Raw genomic sequence first — 18,657 nt, 5'->3', positions numbered from 1 at the left:
AACAGGAACGCGGGCCGGAGTTACTGGCAGCGCGCTTCCCTGACTTATTTCTTGCCGGTGACGGTGATGGTGTTGAAGGGTTCGCTGCCCAGGGGGCTGGGCACCCAGCCCTTGACGTAGGTGCGCGCAGCGGCCAGCGGCTGGCTGTGCACGACGGGCACGCGGTACGCGGCGTTGTAGGTCAGTTCGTGCAGCTGGCCGTAGATCTTGGCCTTGGCATCCTGGGTGGCGGCAGCGCGGCCCTGCTGGAGCAGGGTTTCGACGTTCGCGGGGTTCCAGTTGATGTCGTCGCTGGCGTTGCTGCCGTAGTACGCGCCGTAGAAGTTGTCGGGGTCGCCGTAGTCGCCGGTCCAGCCGATCATGTACATGTCGAAGCCGGGTTCCTTGTTGCGGTCCTCGAGGTACTTGGCCCAGTCCTCGGTTTTCAGGTTGACCTTGACGCCGATGGCGCTCAGGTCAGCGGCGATGGCTTCCGCGATGGGTTTGGGCGTGGGGAAGTACGGGCGGCTGACGGGCATGTACCACAGGTCGATGGAAAAACCGTTGGGGTAGCCGGCTTCGGCCAGCATCTTCTTGGCGGCGGCCGGGTCGAACTTGTAGTCGGCCGGGACCTTGGAGCTGTTGGCCCATTCCAGGACGGGCGGCACGAAGCTGGCGTTGCTGACGCCCAGGCCGTTCCAGAAGGCGTCCACGATGGCTTTCTTGTTGATGGCCATGCTGATCGCCTGACGCACCTGCTGGTTTTTCAGGTACTGGTTGCGGTTGTTCATGCTCACGAAGCCCACGTTGAAGCTGGGGCGCTTGACGGCCAGCAGGTTCTTATCGGCCTGCACGCTCTTGAGGCTGTCGGGGGTCAGGTCGTTGGCGAAGTCGATGGTGCCGGCCTTCAGTTCGTTCAGGCGCTGGCTGGCGTCCTTGATGGAACGGATGATCAGCTGGTCGACCTTGGCCTTGCTGCCCCAGTACAGTTTGTTGGGCAGCAGGGTCACGCGGTCGCCGGTGCGCCAGCTCTGGAAGATGAAGGGGCCGGTGCCGACGGGTTTGCTGGCGGGCGTGCCGTACTTCGCGCCTTCTTTCTTGATGGCGGCGGGGCTGGCGATGCCGAAGTAACCGGCGGCCAGCACGTTGGGCAGCACGCTGCTGGGTTTGTTCAGGTCGATGCGGACGGTGGTGTCGTTGACCTTGACGATGTTCTTGATGACGGCGGTGGCGTCGCCCTTGTAGCCGCCGAGCAGTTCGCCCATGATCTCGAAGGTGCGGCCCTGGTCACGGAAGCCGTAGGGGTGCGCCTTGTCCCACCAGCGGCTCAGGTTGAACACGATGGCGTCGGCGTTCATGGCGGTGCCGTCGTGGAAGCGCACGTTCTTGCGCAGCGTGAACGTCCAGGAGGTGTTGTTGGCGTTGGGTTTCCAGGAGGTGGCCAGGCCGGGGGCCAGGTCGGTGCTGCCTGCCTTGAAGTCGACCAGGGTGTCGTAGATCTGCCGCTGGACGAGGATGCTGATGCCGTCGGTGATGTTGCCGGATTCCAGGCTGACGGGTTCGCCGTTGCCGCCGAAGACGAGGGTGGTGGCGGAGGCGGCGCTCAGGGTGGAAAGCAGGGCGGTCAGGAGCAGTTTCTTCATGGAACCTCCGATGAGCGTTCATGGCGGTGACGTGGCGCGGGGGCCGCGTACCGTGCATGAAGGCAGGCTGATACAAATCGAGCGTGCGCTCAGGCTAGTGGCCTTCAGGGGATGAGTCAAGAATCATTTGCGTGATCCGTACGCAATACTACATTACAATTGAGAGGTTGCTGCGTTTCTTTGCCAAACCCAGGTGACGTACGCCCGGCTGGAAAATGTCATGTTCCAGGCCAGCCGGACGCACGAGGGGGGGAGCACAGGCTTCCAGCGTGGCAGATCAGACTGGAGCGGGCCCACATCCATCCCGTCTCCCCTGACCGGACAGGGCAGGCAGGGCGGCTGGGTCAGGGCGGCCGGGTCAGGGCGCCCCCAGCAGCGTCAGCCCCAGCAACGCCGGATTGGCATTCCCGCCGCCACTGACCAGCGTGACCCGGCGGATCACGGTGTCCGGTCTGGGATTGATCCATTCCAGCGCAGTCAGGTTCACGTCCAGCCCGTCCCCCGTCTTTCCGGTCCAGGCAGGCGCGGGAATCATGGACGTGGGTTGCAGGTCCGTCCAGGCGCGCAGGTGCCGTCCGTACTCCAGCGGCAGCGTCTGGCGGGTGCCGTCCGCGTACTCGATCTCGTAGCGGCCCACGCTCTCGCGGGGCGTCGCGGCGGGCCAGCCGGTCGTCTGAAGGAAGACCAGCCCCGAGGCGCGGCGGTCCAGGTCGATCACCGCCTGCGGCGGCAGGCCCTTCACGCTGGCGCGGCTGCCGCGCAGCATCACGGCCCCGCTGATATCGAAGGTGTACTCGCCGAGCCGCTGCACGCCCGGCTTCAGGTTCCGCAGGTCGATGTCGGACCCCTTGCCGATCCAGCCGCTGCCGTCGTCGTCGGCCAGGGCGCGGGTGACCAGTGGCCCCAGATTCACGGTCGCGCCCGCCCGCGCGCGGTACTCCGCCGGGCGGTACAGGTCACGGTAGCGGGCCGCCGCGTCCGTCAGGGGCGGCGCGGCCGGGTTCCAGAAGGCGCTGGCGGCCCGCACGAACGCCACGCCCTGCTCGGCGTTCCCGTCCCACAGGCTGGGATTCCCGAAGTACCCGGTCCAGCGGGTCTGGATCATCCCCGCCGCGCCCCCCTGCGCCGCCGCCCGCGCGAATCCCTCGGCGTTGCCGGGGTCGCTCCAGCTGGCTCCCAGCACCGGGAACCCCAGGTCCCGCACGGTCTTCAGGGCCGGGAACGCCGTGCCGGGTGCGTACGCCCAGTACGCCACCTGAAGGTCACGCGGCAGCCGGGCCGGGACGCTGCCCACCACCGCGTCCGCGAAAGCCGTGTCGTGCCAGATCATGCTGCTCACGTTCATGGACTTCAGGTACCCGTGCAGTTTCAGCACGTCGTCCACGAACAGTTTCTCGAAGCCCACTGCCTTGCCGTTCTCCCGCGCGGGGAAGCGGTCGCGGCTGCGGACCTCGTCGTGTCCCAGGTGCACGCGGGCCGGGCGGAACACCTCGACCGCCTCTTTCAGGATGGGCAGGATCACGCGGTCGTACGTGGCGGGGTTCAGGGTGTCGTACGCGTACGGGTTCTGACTGCCCTCGTCCTGGCGCAGGTCCAGGTTCTTGCCACCGTAGAACATCCACCCGACGTGCCCGAGCGTCTCGATCAGCGGAATGACCTCCAGGCCGTGACTGCGGGCCAGGTCCGCCACGCGCCGCGCCTCGGCCTTGGTCGCGCCGCCCGGATGGGCGAAGCCCCCAGCGCGGGCGGTGTCCCACTGCACGTAGTCGCTCATGACCAGCACCGCGTTGAACTTCAGGGCGGCCAGCAGGGGAATCAGGCGGTCGTTCACGCCCTGGCTGGTGCTGTCGAGGTAGATCATGGCGATCCGCTGTTTCAGGGCCGGAGCGTCCGTGATGCGGGCAAAGCGCAGGCCGTCCGGGGTCAGCAGTTGCCGCAGCGACTGCGCGCCCAGGTACGCGCCGCGCGCGTCCGCGCCGACCACGAACGCGCCGCCCGCGTCCACCCACAGCGCGTAGCCTTCCGGGTCACGGGTCAGCAGACCGGCCTTCTGCGCGCGGGCCGCGAGGTCCGGGTCGGCCAGCGTACCCACGGTGATCTTCGGGGCACTCCCGGCCGCGTCGGGCCCAGTTGCCGCCAGGGACGCGCCCAGCCGGGTCTGCCACTCGGCGCGCAGGTCACGCGCCGCCCACGCCAGTTCCGGCGCGCCCCCCACCACCCGCACGCCCAGACCGGCCAGTGGGAGCATACCGGGCGGGAACTGCGCCGCGCGCGGCTGCGGCACCACGCCGGGGAACGGGGTGACCAGCCTCGCCGCCGGGGCGGGCGTGACCGTCACCGGAACGGCACCTGCCGGAACGGACGAACCTGCACTCAGCGCCAAGAGCAGCGCCACGAAAGAGCGGTTAGGTTTCATATTCGGACCTCACTTGCGATACACGGCAGGAACGACCGGGGCGGGAAAGGAGCGGGAGGCGGGCGCACCCTGACCGCGCGCCGCCTCCCGTTTCCCGCGCCCCGGTTACAGGCTGGCGTTCCAGGCTTTCACGATGTCGTCGAGCGCCTGCTTGGGGGTTTTCTGCCCGGCCATGGCGGATTCGATGTTGTCCTTGAAGACCTTGTTCAGTTTGCTGGCGTCGGGGTAGATCAGGGTCAGGTCCTTGGCTTTCTTCAGTTCGGTGGACGCCACGAGGCGGCCCTGGCTGACGGCGTCCGCGCCGCCCTGCTTGAAGAACTTGTCGGTGCTGGCCTTCACGGTGGACGGGAAGGTGGTCTTGGTGACGCGGCTGAACTGAAGCTGGTTCACGTCGTTCGTGAGGAACAGCGCGAGCTTCTGCGCCAGGGACCTGTCGCGCACGCCCTTGGGCACCATGAAGCCCATCAGGCCGGTGTGGATGACGTTCCCGGCGATGTTGATGGGGTACGGCGCGACCTTGGTGACGCCGTAGATGTCCTTGTTGTCGTTCTCGACGCGCAGGATGAACTGCGGGCCGGTGATCAGCATGGCGAGCTTCCCGGCCGAGTACAGTTCCGTGGCGGCCGTGAAGCCCCGGCGCATGGTGTCCTCGGGAATGTACCCCTTCTTGTACAGGTCGACGTAGGTGGTCAGGAGTTGCACGTGCTCGGGGCTGTTGAATACGGCCCGGCTGCCGCTCTTGTCCAGCACGGGCAGCCCGGCTTCCTGGAACAGGTACAGCATGTTGATGCCGTTGATGTTCGGCATGAACCCGTACAGGCCGGTCCTGTCCTTGATCTGTTTGGCAGCGGCGATCAGGGTCTGGATGGTGCGGGGCGGGTTGGCGGGGTCCAGTCCGGCCTTGCGGAAGATCTCGGTGTTGTACGCCACGACTTTCGGGGACCAGTACCACGGGACGCCCATGACCTTACCGTCGAAGGTGAAGGTGTTCAGGGGGCTGGCGAAGTACAGCTTCCTCTGCGCGTCGGTCAGGGTCAGGGGTTCCAGCGCGCCCTGCTGGACCAGTTTGACGCTCATGTCGCTGCTGAGGTTCACGGCGGCCGGGGGGCGTCCGGCGGCAACGGCCGCCAGCAGTTTCTGCTCGATGGCGGTGGCGGGCACGTCGACCCACTTGAGGTCCACGGTCGGGTTTTCCTTCTCGAACTGCGTGACCAGACGGTTCATCTCGTCGTTGAACAGCGGGGCGAGGCTGATGGTCCAGAATTCCAGCTGGGTTTTCTGGGCGCTGGCCGTAGCGGTGGCGAGCAGGGCGGCGGTCACGAGGAACTTCTTCATATGGACTCCTGAAACGGGACTGGGTCAACGGGGCTGGGTCGGGTGGGCAGGGTGGGAACGGCAGTGGACGGCACGCGGAAATCACGCGGAGCTGCACCTGAGAAGAATGCATCTGAGAAGGATGTGCGCCGAATGTAGCGGTTTACGCGCGGCCGTGCCTGAGAACCTGACCGGGCCGCTCTCATACGGACTCCGATTGAATGGGCTGCAAAGACCGTTCAATCCGAGCGGACTCGTAGAGCTTCGTAGAAGAGCGAGTGGGAGCAAAACGGGTTCCGGACGTGGAGCTGGCAACCCGGCGCCCTTCCGGGTGGAGGGCGGAACAAACGGAATCCGTATCATGGAGCGGCGCAGGGCGGCCGTCACGGGCCGCGCAGGGCGTCCGCGAACCAGCGGGTCACGTGGTCCGGGCGGGTGATGGCGCTGCCGACCACGACCGCGTGCGCGCCGGTCGCCAGCGCTTGCGCGGCCAGCTCGGGGCTGTTCAGGCGGCCCTCCGCGATGAACGGCAGGCCTTCGGCGTGCAGGGCGCGCATCAGGGCGAAGTCCGGCCCCGACTGCTGCGGGCTGTGGGGCGTGTACCCGCTCATGGTGGTGCCCACGATGTCCGCGCCCGCCGCGTACGCCGCGCGGGCCTCGTCCAGGGTGCTGATGTCCGCCATGGCGAGCGCGCCCGCCGCGTGGGCCGCCGCGACCAGTTCCGTGACCGGGTGCGGGCGGGGCAGGTCGGTGCCGTCGAAGGCGACCACGTCCGCGCCGGCCTGCGCCACAGCCGTCACCTCGGCGGGCGTGGCGGTGATGTACACGGCCGAGTCCGGCTGCGCCTGCTTCGTCAGGCCAATGACCGGCACGTCCGTCACGGCCCGCACGGCGCGGATGTCGCCGGGAGAGCGCAGGCGCAGGGCCGCCGCGCCGCCCAGCAGCGCCGCGCGGCTCAGGGCGACGATGTGCGTGACCTCGCGCAGGGGGCTGCCGTCGTCGGCCTGCACGCTGACGATCAGCGCGCCACGCAGAGCCGCCAGACGCTCGGGCAGCGTGATCAGGGGCACGGTCCGGGATGGGCTGTTCATGCGCGCCAGTGTAGCCAGATCGGCGGGCTGCGCTGGCGGGCCGGTCCTGACCACCTGCGCGGCGCACCGGGGCGTGCCTGCCGTACCCTGGGCGCGTGACCAATCAAGCTGACCCGGCCCGGCCCGGCCCTCAACAGCCCGCCTCACAGCAGCCCTCCTCCCCTGCCCTGGAACCGGCCGCCCCCCTCATGGCCGGGCAGCTGGTCATGGTGGACATTCCGGGACCGGAACTGGACGCCGACACGGCCGCGCACCTGCGCCGGTACGGAATCCGCAGCGTGTGCCTGTTCGGGAAGAACGTGGTGGACGAGGCGCAACTGACGCGGCTGTGCGCGGACCTGCGCGCCCTGATGGGCGAGGACGCCCTGATCGCGCTGGATCACGAGGGCGGCGCGATCGTGCGGCCTGACTTCTGGCCGTTTGCGCCGTCCGCGATGGCGCTGGGCGCGGCGGACGACGTGGCCCTGACAGGGCAGGTCAGCGGGGGGCTGGCGCGGCAACTGCGGCGCGTGGGCATCAACTGGAATTTCGCGCCGGTGCTGGACGTGAACGTGAACCCGGCCAACCCGGTGATCGGCGACCGGGCTTTCGGGGCCGACACCGGGCGCGTGACCCGGCATGGGCGGGCGGCGCTGGCGGGGCACCATGCGGCGGGCGTGGCGGCGTGCGTGAAGCACTTCCCGGGGCATGGGGACACGGCGCTGGACAGTCATTACGCGCTGCCCAGCGTTACCCGTTCCCGCGAGGACCTGGACCGGCTGGAGTTCGCGCCGTTCCGTGACCTGCTGCCCGTGACCCCGGCGGTCATGACGGCGCACGTGGTGTTCCCCGCGCTGTACGCAGGCGCGCCCGCCACGCTGTCCCGCGCAGCCCTGACCGGGCTGCTCCGCCAGGAGTGGGGGTACGACGGCGTGATCGTCACGGACTCCATGGGCATGAAAGCCATCGACGATCACTACGGGCGCGGCGAGGCGGGCGTACTGGCCCTGGCCGCAGGCGCGGATCTGGTCATGGCACTGGGCCGCCGCGAGGCGCAGGAGGCGACCCTGGACGCCACCGCGCAGGCACTGGCCGACGGGCGACTGGACCCGGCGCAGATGCGGGCGAGTGCCGCGCGCCTCGCCGCGCTGGCGCGCACGTACCCGGCGCAGGCCGACCCGACCCTGGACCCGCAGGCCGACGCGCCCGTGTTCGCGCGGGCGTGGGCGCAGGCCCTGACCGCGTACCGCACTCCGGTGGCCCCGCTTCCCGGTTCGGCGGTGCGCCTGGTCGCGCAGCGGCGCGTGGCGCGTGAGAACGTCAGCGAGGCCAGCGTGGACGCCGCCACCCTGGCCGCCGACCTGGGCGAGGTGTACACGGTGGACCTGATCGCCTTCGACGACCCGGCCGAACTGGACTGGGCCGCGCTGCACGCCGGCAGCACGCCGCTGATCCTGGCAACCACGTCCCGCCACCGGCACCCGGCACTCCGGGGCACCCGCCCGGACCTGCACCTCGCGCTGTACAACCCCTACGCGGCGCTGGACGTGGACGCCCCCGCCCTGCTCAGCTACGGCTTCCGTCCGGAGGCCCGCCGGGCCGTCGTCGCGTGGCTGCGCGGCGAGGCCACCGCGCCCGGCACCCTCCCCTTTCAGGGCTAAACTGGCAGGGGGGGCTCCCGTTGGAACTGCCAGGGAACAGGAACGGCCGCCGCTGCCCGCTCAGCCTCAGAAGTCCAGATGATCCAGGGTGTGCTGGGCAAGGGCGGCGGCGGCCCAGCCGCGCTCGTCGGGCCGGAAGAACAGGGTCAGGCCGCCGCCGGCGGTGACCTTCACGCTCAGCAGGCCGGCGTGACCGGGGATGACGCCCAGGCGGATGGGCGCGCGGAACAGGGCGGTCAGGTGACCGAGCAGGGCGTGCGCGGTGGCCCCGGCATCCTGGCCTGGGGCGGCGTGAATGCCGATCAGGCCGGCCTGCCGGGCAATCAGGGTGACGGCGCGGCGCGAGTCGGGCGGCGGGGTGGCGGCCACCTGAACGGGGATGGTCAGTTCGAAGGCCGGTTCGGGAATGAACCAGTGGCCGCTGTCCGGGCGGCCCGTGACGCGGAAGGTGAGAGTGCGGTTGCCGCTGCGGGTGAAGTCGGGCGCGGTGCCGCTGACGCCCGCGCACGTGACGGCCGCCACGGAGAGGCGGGGGTCCCCGCCGACGTGCCGGTGCAGGGCGCGGCTGAAGGCGTTCAGGAGGTCACGGGCACTCAGGTGGGCTGTGGCGGGCTCGCGCGGGGCGTGGTCTGCCACGTACAGCACGCCGCCCTGCAGGTCGCTGAAGCACTCGCCGGGGCCGCTGGTCAGGGGGTCACTGGTGGGGTACCCGTACGCGCCGAGTTCCCAGCCGCTGGCCGCCCAGTGGGCGCGCAGGTCCCCGCAGATGATCATGGGGCCGGTGTGAGGGTGCCAGTACACGCTGGCGTTCCCCTGAAAGTGAGTGAAGCGTCCCTGACCGTCCGGGCTGGTGGTCTCGTCGGTGACGGGCAGCGCGAGGTCGCTGTCGGGACCGCCGCGCGCGTCGTACTTGCGGCGGATTTCACCGTGAACGGCGTGCGCGCCGGTGGCGGGCGAGAAGTAGAGGTCGCAGCGTTCGTAGCGGCGTCGGTGGCCGCCCCGCACCGCCTCGCACGGGCCGGTGGGAGGGCCGGTGAGGGCCGCGCCGAGCGACCGGGCCTTCGCTTCAAGGGTGCCGTGGGGGTCGGTGTCGTCCAGGCGCAGGTTGCTGACGGTCACGCGGACGCGGGCGTCCCCGATCCCGAGCTGACTGATCCCGAGCTGACCGATCCCGGACTGACCCTTCGCGTCGGCTGCGCGGATACGGGCCGCGAGAGTGCGGGTCTGCCCGCTGGGAACGCGGCCGTGAAACCGGACCTGCCCGGCAGGCACGCGGTCGTGAGCGGCTGGGTCGTGAGCGGTGGGGCCGTGGGCCGGGTCACCCTCGAACAGCCGGGCGTCCGCGTGGACGGTAACGGTCCCGCCGGGCGTCCGGGCGTACGTGACGCGCAGTTGCAGGTGGGCGTCACCGCCGCACTTGCCGGTGGTCAGGTCGGTGTGGGTGGGGTGCGCCGCGTCGAGGATCAGGCTGCCGCTGCGGGTGACACGGGCAGGTCCGTGCGGGCCGAAGGTCTCGTCGTCGGTGACCGTGAGGCGGGTGGTGTGCGTGACCTTGTTCTGGGTGGCGCCGTGTTGGGTGGTGTCGTGGCGGTCGCCGCCGTCACGGCCGGGGGTGCCGTGGGCGGCGGCTGGTCTGCGGCGTTGCCTGTCGCGGTGCATGGCGGGCCTCCTGCGGCGTGCGGGTGGGGTGGCGGGCGCCCGGGGCCCGGAGCGGGGCCCACTGCTGCGGGGCCGGTCTCCTTTGTACGCGGCGGGGCGTGATCGCTCCGTGATCGGCTGCGGGCAGGGACCGGGGGTGGGCGGGGAACGTCCGGAGTTGGGGGCCAGGGGGGATGCGCGCGCCCGCCCGGACTGCTAGATTGGACTGAGTACAAACCCTACCCTGTTCACGCTGTGAACACGCCGCCCGGCGCGGCCAGCGCCCGCACGGGCCGCGCCGCACGGCCCCCCTGGAGGAACACCATGGACTTCACCCTGAACGACGAACAACGCCAGCTTCAGCAACTCGCCCGTGACTTCACCCGCAAGGAAATCACGCCCATCGCCTCCGAGTACGACCAGAAGGAAGAACTGCCCTGGCAGGTCGTCGAGAAGGCCTTCGAGGTCGGACTGCTCAACCCCAGCGTCCCCGAGCACGCCGGCGGCCTGGGCCTGGGCATGTTCGACGAGTGCCTGATCGGCGAGGAACTCGCGTACGGCTGCATGGGCATCTACACCGTCCTGATGGCCAGCGAACTGGGCATCGCGCCCGTCCTGATCGGCGGTACCGAGGAGCAGCAGAAACGCTTCCTGACGCCCCTGACCGAGAAGGCCGGACTGGCCGCCTTCGCCCTGAGCGAACCGAACAACGGCTCGGACGCCGCCAGCATGCACACCACCGCCGTCCTCGACGGCGACGAGTGGGTCCTGAACGGCACCAAGATGTGGATCAGCAACGGCGGCCTGGCCGAGTTCACGGTCGTGTTCGCCACCACCGACCGTCAGGGCGGGCACCGCGCCACCATCGCGCTTGTCGTGCCCAAGGACGCCCCGGGCTTCAGCTACAACAAGATCAAGCACAAGATGGGCCAGCGCGCCAGCCTGACCAGCGAACTGGTGTTCGAGGATGTGCGCGTGCCGAAAGCCAACCAGCTGGGCGGCCTGGGCGACGGCTTCAAGATCGCCATGAAAACGCTCGACAAGACCCGCATTCCCGTCGCGGCCGGCTCGGTCGGCATTGCCCGGCGCGCCATGGAAGAAAGCATCAAGTACGCCAAGGACCGCACCGCGTTCGGCAAACCCATCGCGGAGTTGCAGGCCATTCAGTTCAAACTGGCCGAGATGGCTATCGGCATCGAGACGGGCCGCCTGATGTACCAGAAGGCCGCGTGGCTGGTCGACGCCGGGCAACCCCACGGCTTCGAGAGCGCCATCGCCAAGGCGTACTGCAGCGAGATGGCCTTCAACGCCGCGAACGAGGGCATTCAGGTGCACGGCGGGTACGGCTACGTCGGCGAGTACCCGGTCGAGAAACTGCTGCGCGACGTGAAACTGAACATGATCTACGAGGGCACCAACGAGATCCAGCGGGTCATCATCAGCCGTAACCTGCTCAAGTAATACGGACTCCGATGGAACGGTTTTTGCAAACCATTCCATCCGAGCGGACGCGAGCAGGAGCAGAGAGGGTTCCGGGCGTGGAGTTGCTCATGCGGCGCTCTGGCCGGGTGGGCACCGAAACAGACGGAATCCGAATACGCTCCTGCGCAGGAGCCAGACCCCGCCCCGGCGATTGCCCAGGCGGGGTTTGTGCTGTCCAGGCGCCGCTGGCCACCTTTAGACCGGCGCTGAATCAGAGTTGTGTGACGTCCCGCCCGGTACGCTGCGCAGCATGTTGTCGGCACGCCCTTCCGAATCAGGTCAGCCCCGCTTCGATCTCATGGGAGACGAGGACGGACGCCTGCGCGCCCTGTACGAGACGGGTTTGCTGGACTCGGTCCCGGAGGCGCAGTTCGACCGGATCGTGCGGCTGGTCGCGCGGCACTTCCGGATGCCCACCGTGCTGATCTCGCTGGTGGACCGGGACCGGCAGTGGTTCAAGGCGCGGGTCGGCTGCGACGTGAGCGAGACGCCGCGCGATAATCACTCGATCTGCTCGCTGGCCATCGAGCAGTCCGGGGTGCTGGTCATTCCCGACGCCGCCCAGGACCCGCGCGTGCGGCACTTCGAGACGGTGACGGGCGCGATGAACGTGCGGTTCTACGCGGGCGCGCCGCTGGTCACGCCGGACGGCCTCAAGCTCGGGACGCTGTGCCTGATCGATCACCAGCCCGGTTGCCTCAGCGACAGCGACGTGGTGGCCCTGCAGGAGTTCGCGGCGCTGGTCATGGACGAGGTTGCGCTGCGCCGCACGGTGCGGGAACTGGACCGGCTGGCGCTGAACGACCCGCTGACCGGGCTGCCCAACCGCACGCACTTCCGGCAGCACCTGACGCACGCCATGCGCCGCGCCGGACACAGCGGCAACCGGGTCACGCTGGCCCTGCTGGACCTGAACGGCTTCAAGCTGGTCAACGATTCGCTGGGGCACGCCGCCGGGGACACCCTGCTGCAACAGGTGGCGCAGCGGCTACAGGGCTGCGTGTCGACCGGGGATCTCGTGGCCCGCATGGGCAGTGACGAATTCACGGTCGTGCTGAACGACGTGCGCGCGGCGCAGGACACCGACGTGGTGCTGAGCCGCATCGAGGACGCCCTGAGCCGGCCGTTCATGGTGGCCGGCCAGGAACTCTGGATGAGCTGGAGCGCCGGCCTGAGCATCTACCCGGAAGACAGCGTGGACCCGGAACGGCTGCTGAGTCAGGCGGACGCCGCCATGAACCGTGCCAAGCACGCCGGGCACAATTACGCGTACTTCAACGACGCGCACGACCGCCGCAATCCGCACGACATCGAGAAGACGGCGGCGCTGCACCACGCCGTCGAACGCGGCGAGTTGCAGGTGCATTACCAGCCGGTCGTGACGGCCAGCGATCACCGCCTGATCGGGCACGAGGCGCTGGTCCGCTGGAACCGGCCCGGCGGGATGGTCAGCCCGGCCGAGTTCATTCCGCTGGCCGAGGCGACCGGGCAGATCCTGAAGATCGGGGCGTTCGTGCTGCGGCAGGCTGCGCTGGACGCCCACACCCGCCGGATCGGGCGGGTCAGCGTGAACGTCAGCGCCCGCGAGTTCGATCAGCCCGGGTACGTGGATCAGGTGCGCGCCGTGCTGGAGGAAACCGGCGTGAACCCGGACCTGCTGGTCCTGGAAATCACCGAGAGCAGCCTCCTGGACGCCGGGCGGGCCGGAGCCGTGCTGCACGACCTGCGGAGCCTGGGCGTGCGGCTGGCGCTGGATGACTTCGGGACCGGGTACAGCAGCCTGGGGGCCATGTCGAGCCTGCCCGTGCAGATCCTGAAGATCGACCGCTCGTTCACGCGCGACCTGGGGCGTGAAGGTCCGGCCGGAACGCGCGCCCTGGAAGTCATCCGCGCGATCGTGACCCTGGCCGGGGCGATGGAGGTCCTGACCGTCGCCGAGGGTGTCGAGACGCCCCTGCAGGCGGCGCTGCTGCGCGAGGTGCGCTGCACGTTCCTGCAGGGGTACCTGTTCGGCCGCCCGGCCCCGCTGCCCGCGCTGGACTGATACGGACTCCTATGTAATGGTTTGCAGAGACCGTTCCGTCCGGGCGGATGCGAGTAAAGCGGACTGTCGGACGTGGAGTTGGCAACCCGCTGCCGTCCCGGGTTGTGAACGAAACAGACGGCAGTCCGTATGAACCCGGGGGTGCTCAGCCGATGGGGGTGCTCAGCACGCCGACGCCCTGCACCTCGACCTCGACCACGTCGCCGGAGTTCAGCGGGCCGACGCCCTCGGGCGTGCCGGTCAGGACCACGTCGCCGGGTTCCAGGGTCACGAAACGGGTCAGGTACACCAGGATGTCCATGACCGGGAAGATCATCTGGCTGGTGCGGCCGTCCTGGCGGGTCTCGCCGTTCACGCGGGTCTGCACGCGCAGGTCACGGGGATCGAGCTCAGTTTCCAGCCACGGTCCCAGCGGGCAGAAGCGGTCGGCGGCCTTCGCGCGGAACCACTGCAGGTCCGTCTTCTGAAGGTCGCGGGCGGTCAGGTCCAGCCCGCAGGTGTACCCGGCCACGTGCGACAGCGCGCTGTCCGGGGTCAGGTGGCGGGCCTGCGTGCCGATCACCAGGGCCAGCTCGCCCTCGAAGTGAAAGTTCTGCGTCCAGTCGGGGCGCTGCACGGTCCCACCGGGTTCCGCCAGGGCGTTCGGGCCTTTCAGGAAGATCCCGGGCTCTTTGGGCAGATCGCCGCTGTCGTTGCCCAGTTCGCGGATGTGATCCAGGTAATTGCGGCCCACGCAGACGATCTTGCTGGGTTCCGCCGGGGCCAGGAGCGCCGCGCGGTCCAGCGGGACCTGCTCGCCCGTGCGGGGGCCGCCCATGCCGCCCGTGAGGTGCAGCGTGTCGCCGTCCAGTTCGCCCCAGCGGGCCTGATTGCCGTACATCATGCGTGCCAGTTTCATGCGCGCAGCATAGAGCAGTCGGCGTGACGCAGGCAGCGTAAAGCAGGTGGAAGGAGGCCAGGAACAGATAGGGGCCGGTGTGCAACGCCCTGTGCGCACCGGCCCCTATCTGTGCGGCGGTCAGTCGACGCTGTCGCTGTCGTCCAGGGCGATGTTCTCCAGGCCGTCCGGGTCGATCAGGGTCACCTGCGCGCTGGTGTACGTCAGCAGGCCGGCCGTATCGAGTTTGCGCATGACGCGCGACACGGTCTCGCGGCTGCTGGAGATGCGGGCCATGATGTCCTGCGTGGACAGCGGCAGTACCTGCGGGTCGGGCACGCCCGCCTGCACGCGCTGCCGGTACAGGCTGGTGAACACGTGACTGAGGGCGGACTCGGTGTTCAGGCCGAAGGCGATCAGTTCGTCGTTCAGGAACGTCACGCGCTGCACCAGCATGCTGCTGAGGTTCCACAGGACCTGCGGGTGCCGCTTGAGAATCTGCTTGAAGTGAGAGCGGTACAGCATCAGGGTCGTGACGTCCGTCTGGGCGCGCACGGTGGCGCTGCGTTCACCGCCGCCCAGCACGGCGGTCTCGCCGATCACGCCGGGGGCGTACACGTCGCCCAGAACGCGTTCGCGGCTGCCCAGGCTGATGCGGGAGACGCGCACGACCCCGCCGGTGATCAGGTGCAGGGCCTCGCCCTCGGCGTCCTGTTCAAGGATGACCTGACCAGGGTAGTAGCGGCGTTCGGTGATGACCTGCATCGCCTCCTGCAGGGCCTCTGTGGGGACGTCGTGAAAAAGCGGAGAGTGTCTGAGATCGTCCATCCGGGCCATATGCCGCTCATCCTAGCTTGACAAACTACTGAAATACAGTCTGCGGGAACAATGCCAGCCGCCCGCCCGCACTGCGCACCAGGCAGCGGCGCGTGCTCTAGCATGCGCGCGTGACGACCCACCCACCCACAGCCCACTCCCCCACAGCTCAGGCACCGACGCACGAACCCGCCCGGCCTGCCGCGCCCGCCCTGGAAGCCCGCGATCTGCGCCAGACGTACGGCAGCCTGACGGCCCTGCAGGGCGTGTCGCTGCGGGTCATGCCGGGCGAGGTGGTCGCCGTGACCGGCCCGTCCGGCAGCGGCAAGAGCACGCTGCTGCACCTGCTGGGCGGCCTGGACGTCCCGCAGAGCGGCGAGGTCTGGTGGGCCGGCGAGCGCATCGACAGCCTGGACACGCAGGTGCGTGCCACGCGCCGCGCCGGACGGGTCGGACTGGTCTTCCAGCATCACTACCTGCTGGAAGACCTGACCGTGCTGGAGAACGTACTGATCCCGTCCAGGCTGGCCGGCACGCGCGACGAGGCCCGCGCCCGCGACCTGCTGGCCCGCGTGGGCCTGGGCGGCCGCGAGAACAGCCTGCCCGGCGTCCTGAGCGGCGGCGAGCGCCAGCGGGTGGCCGTGGCCCGCGCCCTGGCTACCCGGCCCGCCGTGGTCCTGGCGGACGAACCCACGGGCAGCCTCGACCGCAACAACGCGCACGCCGTGGCCGAACTACTCGTCAGTCTCGCCCGGCAGGAACGCTCGGGCGTGCTGCTCGTCACGCACGACGACCGCCTCGCCACCTTCGCGGACCGCACGCTGCACCTGCTGGACGGGCAGTTCACGGACTCCGTCCCGGCGTTCCTGTAGGCGGGAATGTGGGGGGCGGAAGTCATACGGATTCCGTCTGTTTCGTTAACAACCCAGCAGGGCACCGGGTTGCCAACTCCACGCCCGGAATCCTCTTTGCTCCTACTCGCGTCCGCTCGGATTGAATGGTTTTTGCAAACCATTCAATCGGAGTCCGTATCAGACGCTCAGGTGGTGCGGGTGCCCCGGGCGTACTGGGGGATCAGGTCGCGCTCGACGCCGAGGCTCTGGGCGGCCGCTTCGGTCCAGTGGGGGTCGCCCAGCAGCGGGCGGGCCAGGGCGATCAGGTCCGCGTCGCCGTTGCGCAGGACTTCCTCGGCGCGTTCGGGGGTGTCGATCATGCCGACCGTGATGACTTTCAGGTGCGGCACGGCGGCCCGGACCTGCGCGGCGAACGGCACCTGATAGGCGGGCTGCACGGTGATCTGCTGCGCGACGGTCAGGCCGCCGCTGCTGATGTCCACGGCGTCCACGCCCTCGTTAGCCAGCAGGCCGCACAGGACGACGGTCTGACTTTCATCCCAGCCGCCGTCGGCCCAGTCGGTGGCGCTCAGGCGGACCAGCAGGGGCTTGTGCATGGGCCACACGCGGCGCACGGCGCGCGTGACTTCCAGCAGCAGGCGGGTGCGGTTCTCGAAGCTGCCGCCGTACCCGTCGGTGCGGGTGTTCGCCAGGGGCGACAGGAACTGGTGCAGCAGGTAGCCGTGCGCGGCGTGAATCTCGACCGTGTCGAATCCGGCGATCTCGGCGCGGCGGGCAGCCTGCGCGAAGGCGTCCGTCACGCGCTGAATGTCGTCCCCGGTCATGACGCGGGGCGTGGGGAAGGTGTCACTGAACGGCTCGTCTGCGGGGCCGATGACCTGCCAGCCACCGCGTTCCTCGGGAACCGCGCCGCGTCCGCGCCAGGGGGCGTAGGTGCTGGCCTTGCGCCCGGCGTGCGCCAGTTGAATGCCGATCTGCCCGCCGTGCTCGTGCACGAAGTCCGTGATGCGGCCCAGCGGCGTGATGTGCCGGTCCTCCCACAGGCCCAGGTCCTCGGGGCTGATGCGGCCCTCGGGGCTCACGGCGGCCGCCTCGGTGATGATCAGGCCCGCGCCGCCCAGCGCGTACTGCCCCAGGTGCACCATGTGGAAGTCGTTGGCGAGGCCGCCGTCGGCGGAGTACATGCACATGGGAGACACGACCACGCGGTTGCGGAGCTTCATGTCGCGCAGGGCGAGGGGTTGGAACAGGATGGGGGTCTGATCTGAATCGCCGGGAGTCATACGCGGAAATGTAATGCGGCGGCGCGGGGAAAAGTCGGCAGCAGCCGACAATCCGGCAGGGACGTGAACGACAGCTTAAAATGTCCGCCCTGACCGGAACCCGGCGCAGCAAGTCGGAAGCACACGGCGGAGGCGCACCCTAGCGGCGGGTGGCCCAGGCGGCGCGGCGGTCCTGGGCGTGCGCGGCCACCTGCGTCCAGAAGGCGCGTTCCAGTTCGACCAGCGTGGTGGCGTCGGCGGGAGGCTGCCTTCCGGGCAGCCGCCACGACCACCAGCGCGCGGGCCGCCCGGGGCGGCGGTACGGTGTGGCTTCCAACCGGATCAGCAACGTGTGGTGCGGCGCGTCGGCCAGCGAGAGTGCGGCGGCCTGAAGGGCCACGGGTTCCGGCGCGACCTGCGCGGCCTGCACCAGCGCGGCGTACGCACCCGAGAGCACCTGCAACGCGCGCACGTCGGCGGCGTACACCCACGGGCCGTACTCGCCCAGCAGGGCCAGAAAGCCGGTCCACTCGCCGTTCAGGACGGCGCCCGGCACCTCGCGGCGCGGCGTGTCCGGCGGCAGCCAGGGGCGCACGCCCAGCAGGTCCGGCGCCAGCCAGCGTTCCCCGGCGTACTCGGCCCCGGCGCGGGCGGCTGCGGCGGGCGAGTCGATGTCGCGCAGTTCGGTCATGTGCGCCAGCCGCTCGCGGGCCGCGCCGGTCAGGGGCAGGGCGCGCGGGCGGCTCAGGCCCAGTGCCTGCCAAGTGGGGGCCTCCCAGGCGCCCGGACCTGTGGGCATCAGCTGCTCGCGCTGGTGTAACTGCCGACCGCGCGCAGCCAGAACAGGCGGGTACCCACGAACAGCGCGGCCGCTACGACCGGCGACGCCAGCGCCACGCTCCAGGCCAGTTCGCCCGTCATGGCCTGCGCGGGCACGGTCGTGATGAACGCCACCGGCACCACGAACGTCAGGAACGCCCGCACGGGCAGCGGGAAGGCGGACACCGGGAAGCGGGCCGCGCCGAACACGCCGTTGAACAGTTCCGCGACGTTCTGCGTCTTCACGAACCAGAACGCCGTGGTGCTCAGCGCCAGCCAGATGCAGTACACGATCACGACCGCCGAGGCGTACAGCAGCGCCGCGCCCAGCACCCCACCCGCCGTGACGCTCAGGCCCGACGCAGCGTAGGCGATCAGGCCCAGGCCAATCAGCAGGTCCGGGGCGCGCAGCACGTTCAGGTGCCGGGCACTCACCCCGAACTGCGCGTCGATGGGTTTGAGCAGAGTGAAGTCCATGCTGCCGGTGCGGATGGCGTCCGCGATCTTGCTCATGTTCGGCTGGATGAACACGCTGATCACACCCTCGGTCAGCATGAAGAACCCCGTGACCAGCAGCGCCTCCCGGAACGACCAGCCGCCCACGCTGGTAATGCCGGGCTGCCCGAACACGATCCCCAGGCCCAGCAGCGCCACGCCCACCTCGCCCAGGCTGGCCAGCAGCGCCCCCACGAAGTTCGCACGGTACTCCAGCTGCGCCGACAGGGTCGCGCCCGTGAAGATCCGCAACAGGCGCAGGTAACGCGTCACGCGGCCCCCCAGAA

The 18,657-nt window shown here is 69.6% G+C and carries 14 protein-coding genes; 4 read left to right on the top strand and 10 right to left on the bottom strand.

The window, feature by feature from the left end:
- Positions 1 to 44: 44 nt before the first annotated feature.
- The 4 genes from M8445_RS12695 to M8445_RS12680 form a co-directional block, all read right to left on the bottom strand.
- Positions 45 to 1,622: an ABC transporter substrate-binding protein gene (locus M8445_RS12695; RefSeq protein ID WP_273988158.1), complete on the bottom strand. Its 1,578-nt coding sequence runs from the start codon at positions 1,620 to 1,622 to the stop codon at positions 45 to 47.
- Between the two features lie 358 nt (positions 1,623 to 1,980).
- A complete protein-coding gene (locus tag M8445_RS12690; RefSeq protein WP_273988156.1) occupies positions 1,981 to 4,038 on the bottom strand; it encodes a beta-N-acetylhexosaminidase in 2,058 nt (685 codons plus the stop codon).
- 105 nt (positions 4,039 to 4,143) lie between these two features.
- Positions 4,144 to 5,373: an ABC transporter substrate-binding protein gene (locus tag M8445_RS12685; RefSeq protein WP_273988155.1), complete on the bottom strand. Its 1,230-nt coding sequence runs from the start codon at positions 5,371 to 5,373 to the stop codon at positions 4,144 to 4,146.
- A 362-nt stretch (positions 5,374 to 5,735) separates the two neighbouring features.
- Complete coding sequence (locus M8445_RS12680; protein WP_273988154.1) at positions 5,736 to 6,443, bottom strand: N-acetylmannosamine-6-phosphate 2-epimerase; 708 nt, start codon at positions 6,441 to 6,443, stop codon at positions 5,736 to 5,738.
- Between the two features lie 206 nt (positions 6,444 to 6,649).
- On the opposite strand from M8445_RS12680, the gene M8445_RS12675 reads away from it, so the two are divergent.
- Positions 6,650 to 8,083, top strand: coding sequence for a glycoside hydrolase family 3 N-terminal domain-containing protein (locus M8445_RS12675; protein ID WP_273990913.1), 1,434 nt, complete (start codon positions 6,650 to 6,652; stop codon positions 8,081 to 8,083).
- Between the two features lie 66 nt (positions 8,084 to 8,149).
- Here M8445_RS12675 and M8445_RS12670 read toward each other — a convergent pair whose 3' ends face one another.
- On the bottom strand, positions 8,150 to 9,742 hold the full coding sequence (locus M8445_RS12670) for an LGFP repeat-containing protein (protein WP_273988153.1): 1,593 nt from the start codon (positions 9,740 to 9,742) through the stop codon (positions 8,150 to 8,152).
- Between the two features lie 303 nt (positions 9,743 to 10,045).
- Between M8445_RS12670 and M8445_RS12665 the strand changes: the two genes are divergently transcribed.
- Both M8445_RS12665 and M8445_RS12660 read left to right on the top strand, forming a co-directional pair.
- Positions 10,046 to 11,182 (top strand): acyl-CoA dehydrogenase family protein, encoded by a 1,137-nt coding sequence (locus tag M8445_RS12665; protein WP_273990912.1) that lies wholly within the window; start codon positions 10,046 to 10,048, stop codon positions 11,180 to 11,182.
- Positions 11,183 to 11,453: 271 nt separating this feature from the next.
- On the top strand, positions 11,454 to 13,247 hold the full coding sequence (locus tag M8445_RS12660) for a putative bifunctional diguanylate cyclase/phosphodiesterase (RefSeq protein WP_273988152.1): 1,794 nt from the start codon (positions 11,454 to 11,456) through the stop codon (positions 13,245 to 13,247).
- Between the two features lie 145 nt (positions 13,248 to 13,392).
- Here the strand turns inward: M8445_RS12660 and M8445_RS12655 are convergent, their stop codons facing one another.
- Positions 13,393 to 14,145 (bottom strand): fumarylacetoacetate hydrolase family protein, encoded by a 753-nt coding sequence (locus M8445_RS12655; RefSeq protein WP_273988151.1) that lies wholly within the window; start codon positions 14,143 to 14,145, stop codon positions 13,393 to 13,395.
- Between the two features lie 120 nt (positions 14,146 to 14,265).
- Positions 14,266 to 14,889, bottom strand: a complete 624-nt coding sequence (locus M8445_RS12650) for a Crp/Fnr family transcriptional regulator (RefSeq protein ID WP_273988150.1) — start codon at positions 14,887 to 14,889, stop codon at positions 14,266 to 14,268.
- Positions 14,890 to 15,152: 263 nt separating this feature from the next.
- On the opposite strand from M8445_RS12650, the gene M8445_RS12645 reads away from it, so the two are divergent.
- Positions 15,153 to 15,812: an ABC transporter ATP-binding protein gene (locus tag M8445_RS12645; RefSeq protein ID WP_273990911.1), complete on the top strand. Its 660-nt coding sequence runs from the start codon at positions 15,153 to 15,155 to the stop codon at positions 15,810 to 15,812.
- 167 nt (positions 15,813 to 15,979) lie between these two features.
- Here the strand turns inward: M8445_RS12645 and M8445_RS12640 are convergent, their stop codons facing one another.
- From M8445_RS12640 to M8445_RS12630, 3 genes are all read right to left on the bottom strand, one after another.
- The gene (locus M8445_RS12640; protein WP_273988148.1) at positions 15,980 to 17,077 is read right to left on the bottom strand and encodes an NADH:flavin oxidoreductase/NADH oxidase; all 1,098 of its coding nucleotides are present in this window, start codon (positions 17,075 to 17,077) and stop codon (positions 15,980 to 15,982) included.
- Positions 17,078 to 17,216: 139 nt separating this feature from the next.
- Positions 17,217 to 17,855, bottom strand: coding sequence for a hypothetical protein (locus M8445_RS12635; protein ID WP_273988146.1), 639 nt, complete (start codon positions 17,853 to 17,855; stop codon positions 17,217 to 17,219).
- On the bottom strand, positions 17,855 to 18,643 hold the full coding sequence (locus M8445_RS12630) for an ABC transporter permease (RefSeq protein ID WP_273988144.1): 789 nt from the start codon (positions 18,641 to 18,643) through the stop codon (positions 17,855 to 17,857). The genes M8445_RS12635 and M8445_RS12630 overlap by 1 nt, the downstream gene beginning before the upstream one ends.
- Positions 18,644 to 18,657: the final 14 nt, after the last annotated feature.

The organism is Deinococcus aquaticus, assembly GCF_028622095.1.
Lineage (GTDB): Bacteria > Deinococcota > Deinococci > Deinococcales > Deinococcaceae > Deinococcus > Deinococcus aquaticus.
This window is presented reverse-complemented; position numbering and strand designations above follow the sequence as displayed.

Bases quoted from the DNA above. Each gene is read 5' to 3' on its own strand.
- M8445_RS12635 (WP_273988146.1), bottom strand. From the start codon at position 17,855: ATGCCCACAGGTCCGGGCGCCTGGGAGGCCCCCACTTGGCAGGCACTG.
- M8445_RS12670 (WP_273988153.1), bottom strand. From the start codon at position 9,742: ATGCACCGCGACAGGCAACGCCGCAGACCAGCCGCCGCCCACGGCACC.
- M8445_RS12690 (WP_273988156.1), bottom strand. From the start codon at position 4,038: ATGAAACCTAACCGCTCTTTCGTGGCGCTGCTCTTGGCGCTGAGTGCA.
- M8445_RS12675 (WP_273990913.1), top strand. From the start codon at position 6,650: ATGGTGGACATTCCGGGACCGGAACTGGACGCCGACACGGCCGCGCAC.
- M8445_RS12680 (WP_273988154.1), bottom strand. From the start codon at position 6,443: ATGAACAGCCCATCCCGGACCGTGCCCCTGATCACGCTGCCCGAGCGT.
- M8445_RS12695 (WP_273988158.1), bottom strand. From the start codon at position 1,622: ATGAAGAAACTGCTCCTGACCGCCCTGCTTTCCACCCTGAGCGCCGCC.
- M8445_RS12665 (WP_273990912.1), top strand. From the start codon at position 10,046: ATGGACTTCACCCTGAACGACGAACAACGCCAGCTTCAGCAACTCGCC.
- M8445_RS12660 (WP_273988152.1), top strand. From the start codon at position 11,454: ATGTTGTCGGCACGCCCTTCCGAATCAGGTCAGCCCCGCTTCGATCTC.
- M8445_RS12655 (WP_273988151.1), bottom strand. From the start codon at position 14,145: ATGAAACTGGCACGCATGATGTACGGCAATCAGGCCCGCTGGGGCGAA.
- M8445_RS12640 (WP_273988148.1), bottom strand. From the start codon at position 17,077: ATGACTCCCGGCGATTCAGATCAGACCCCCATCCTGTTCCAACCCCTC.
- M8445_RS12685 (WP_273988155.1), bottom strand. From the start codon at position 5,373: ATGAAGAAGTTCCTCGTGACCGCCGCCCTGCTCGCCACCGCTACGGCC.
- M8445_RS12650 (WP_273988150.1), bottom strand. From the start codon at position 14,889: ATGCAGGTCATCACCGAACGCCGCTACTACCCTGGTCAGGTCATCCTT.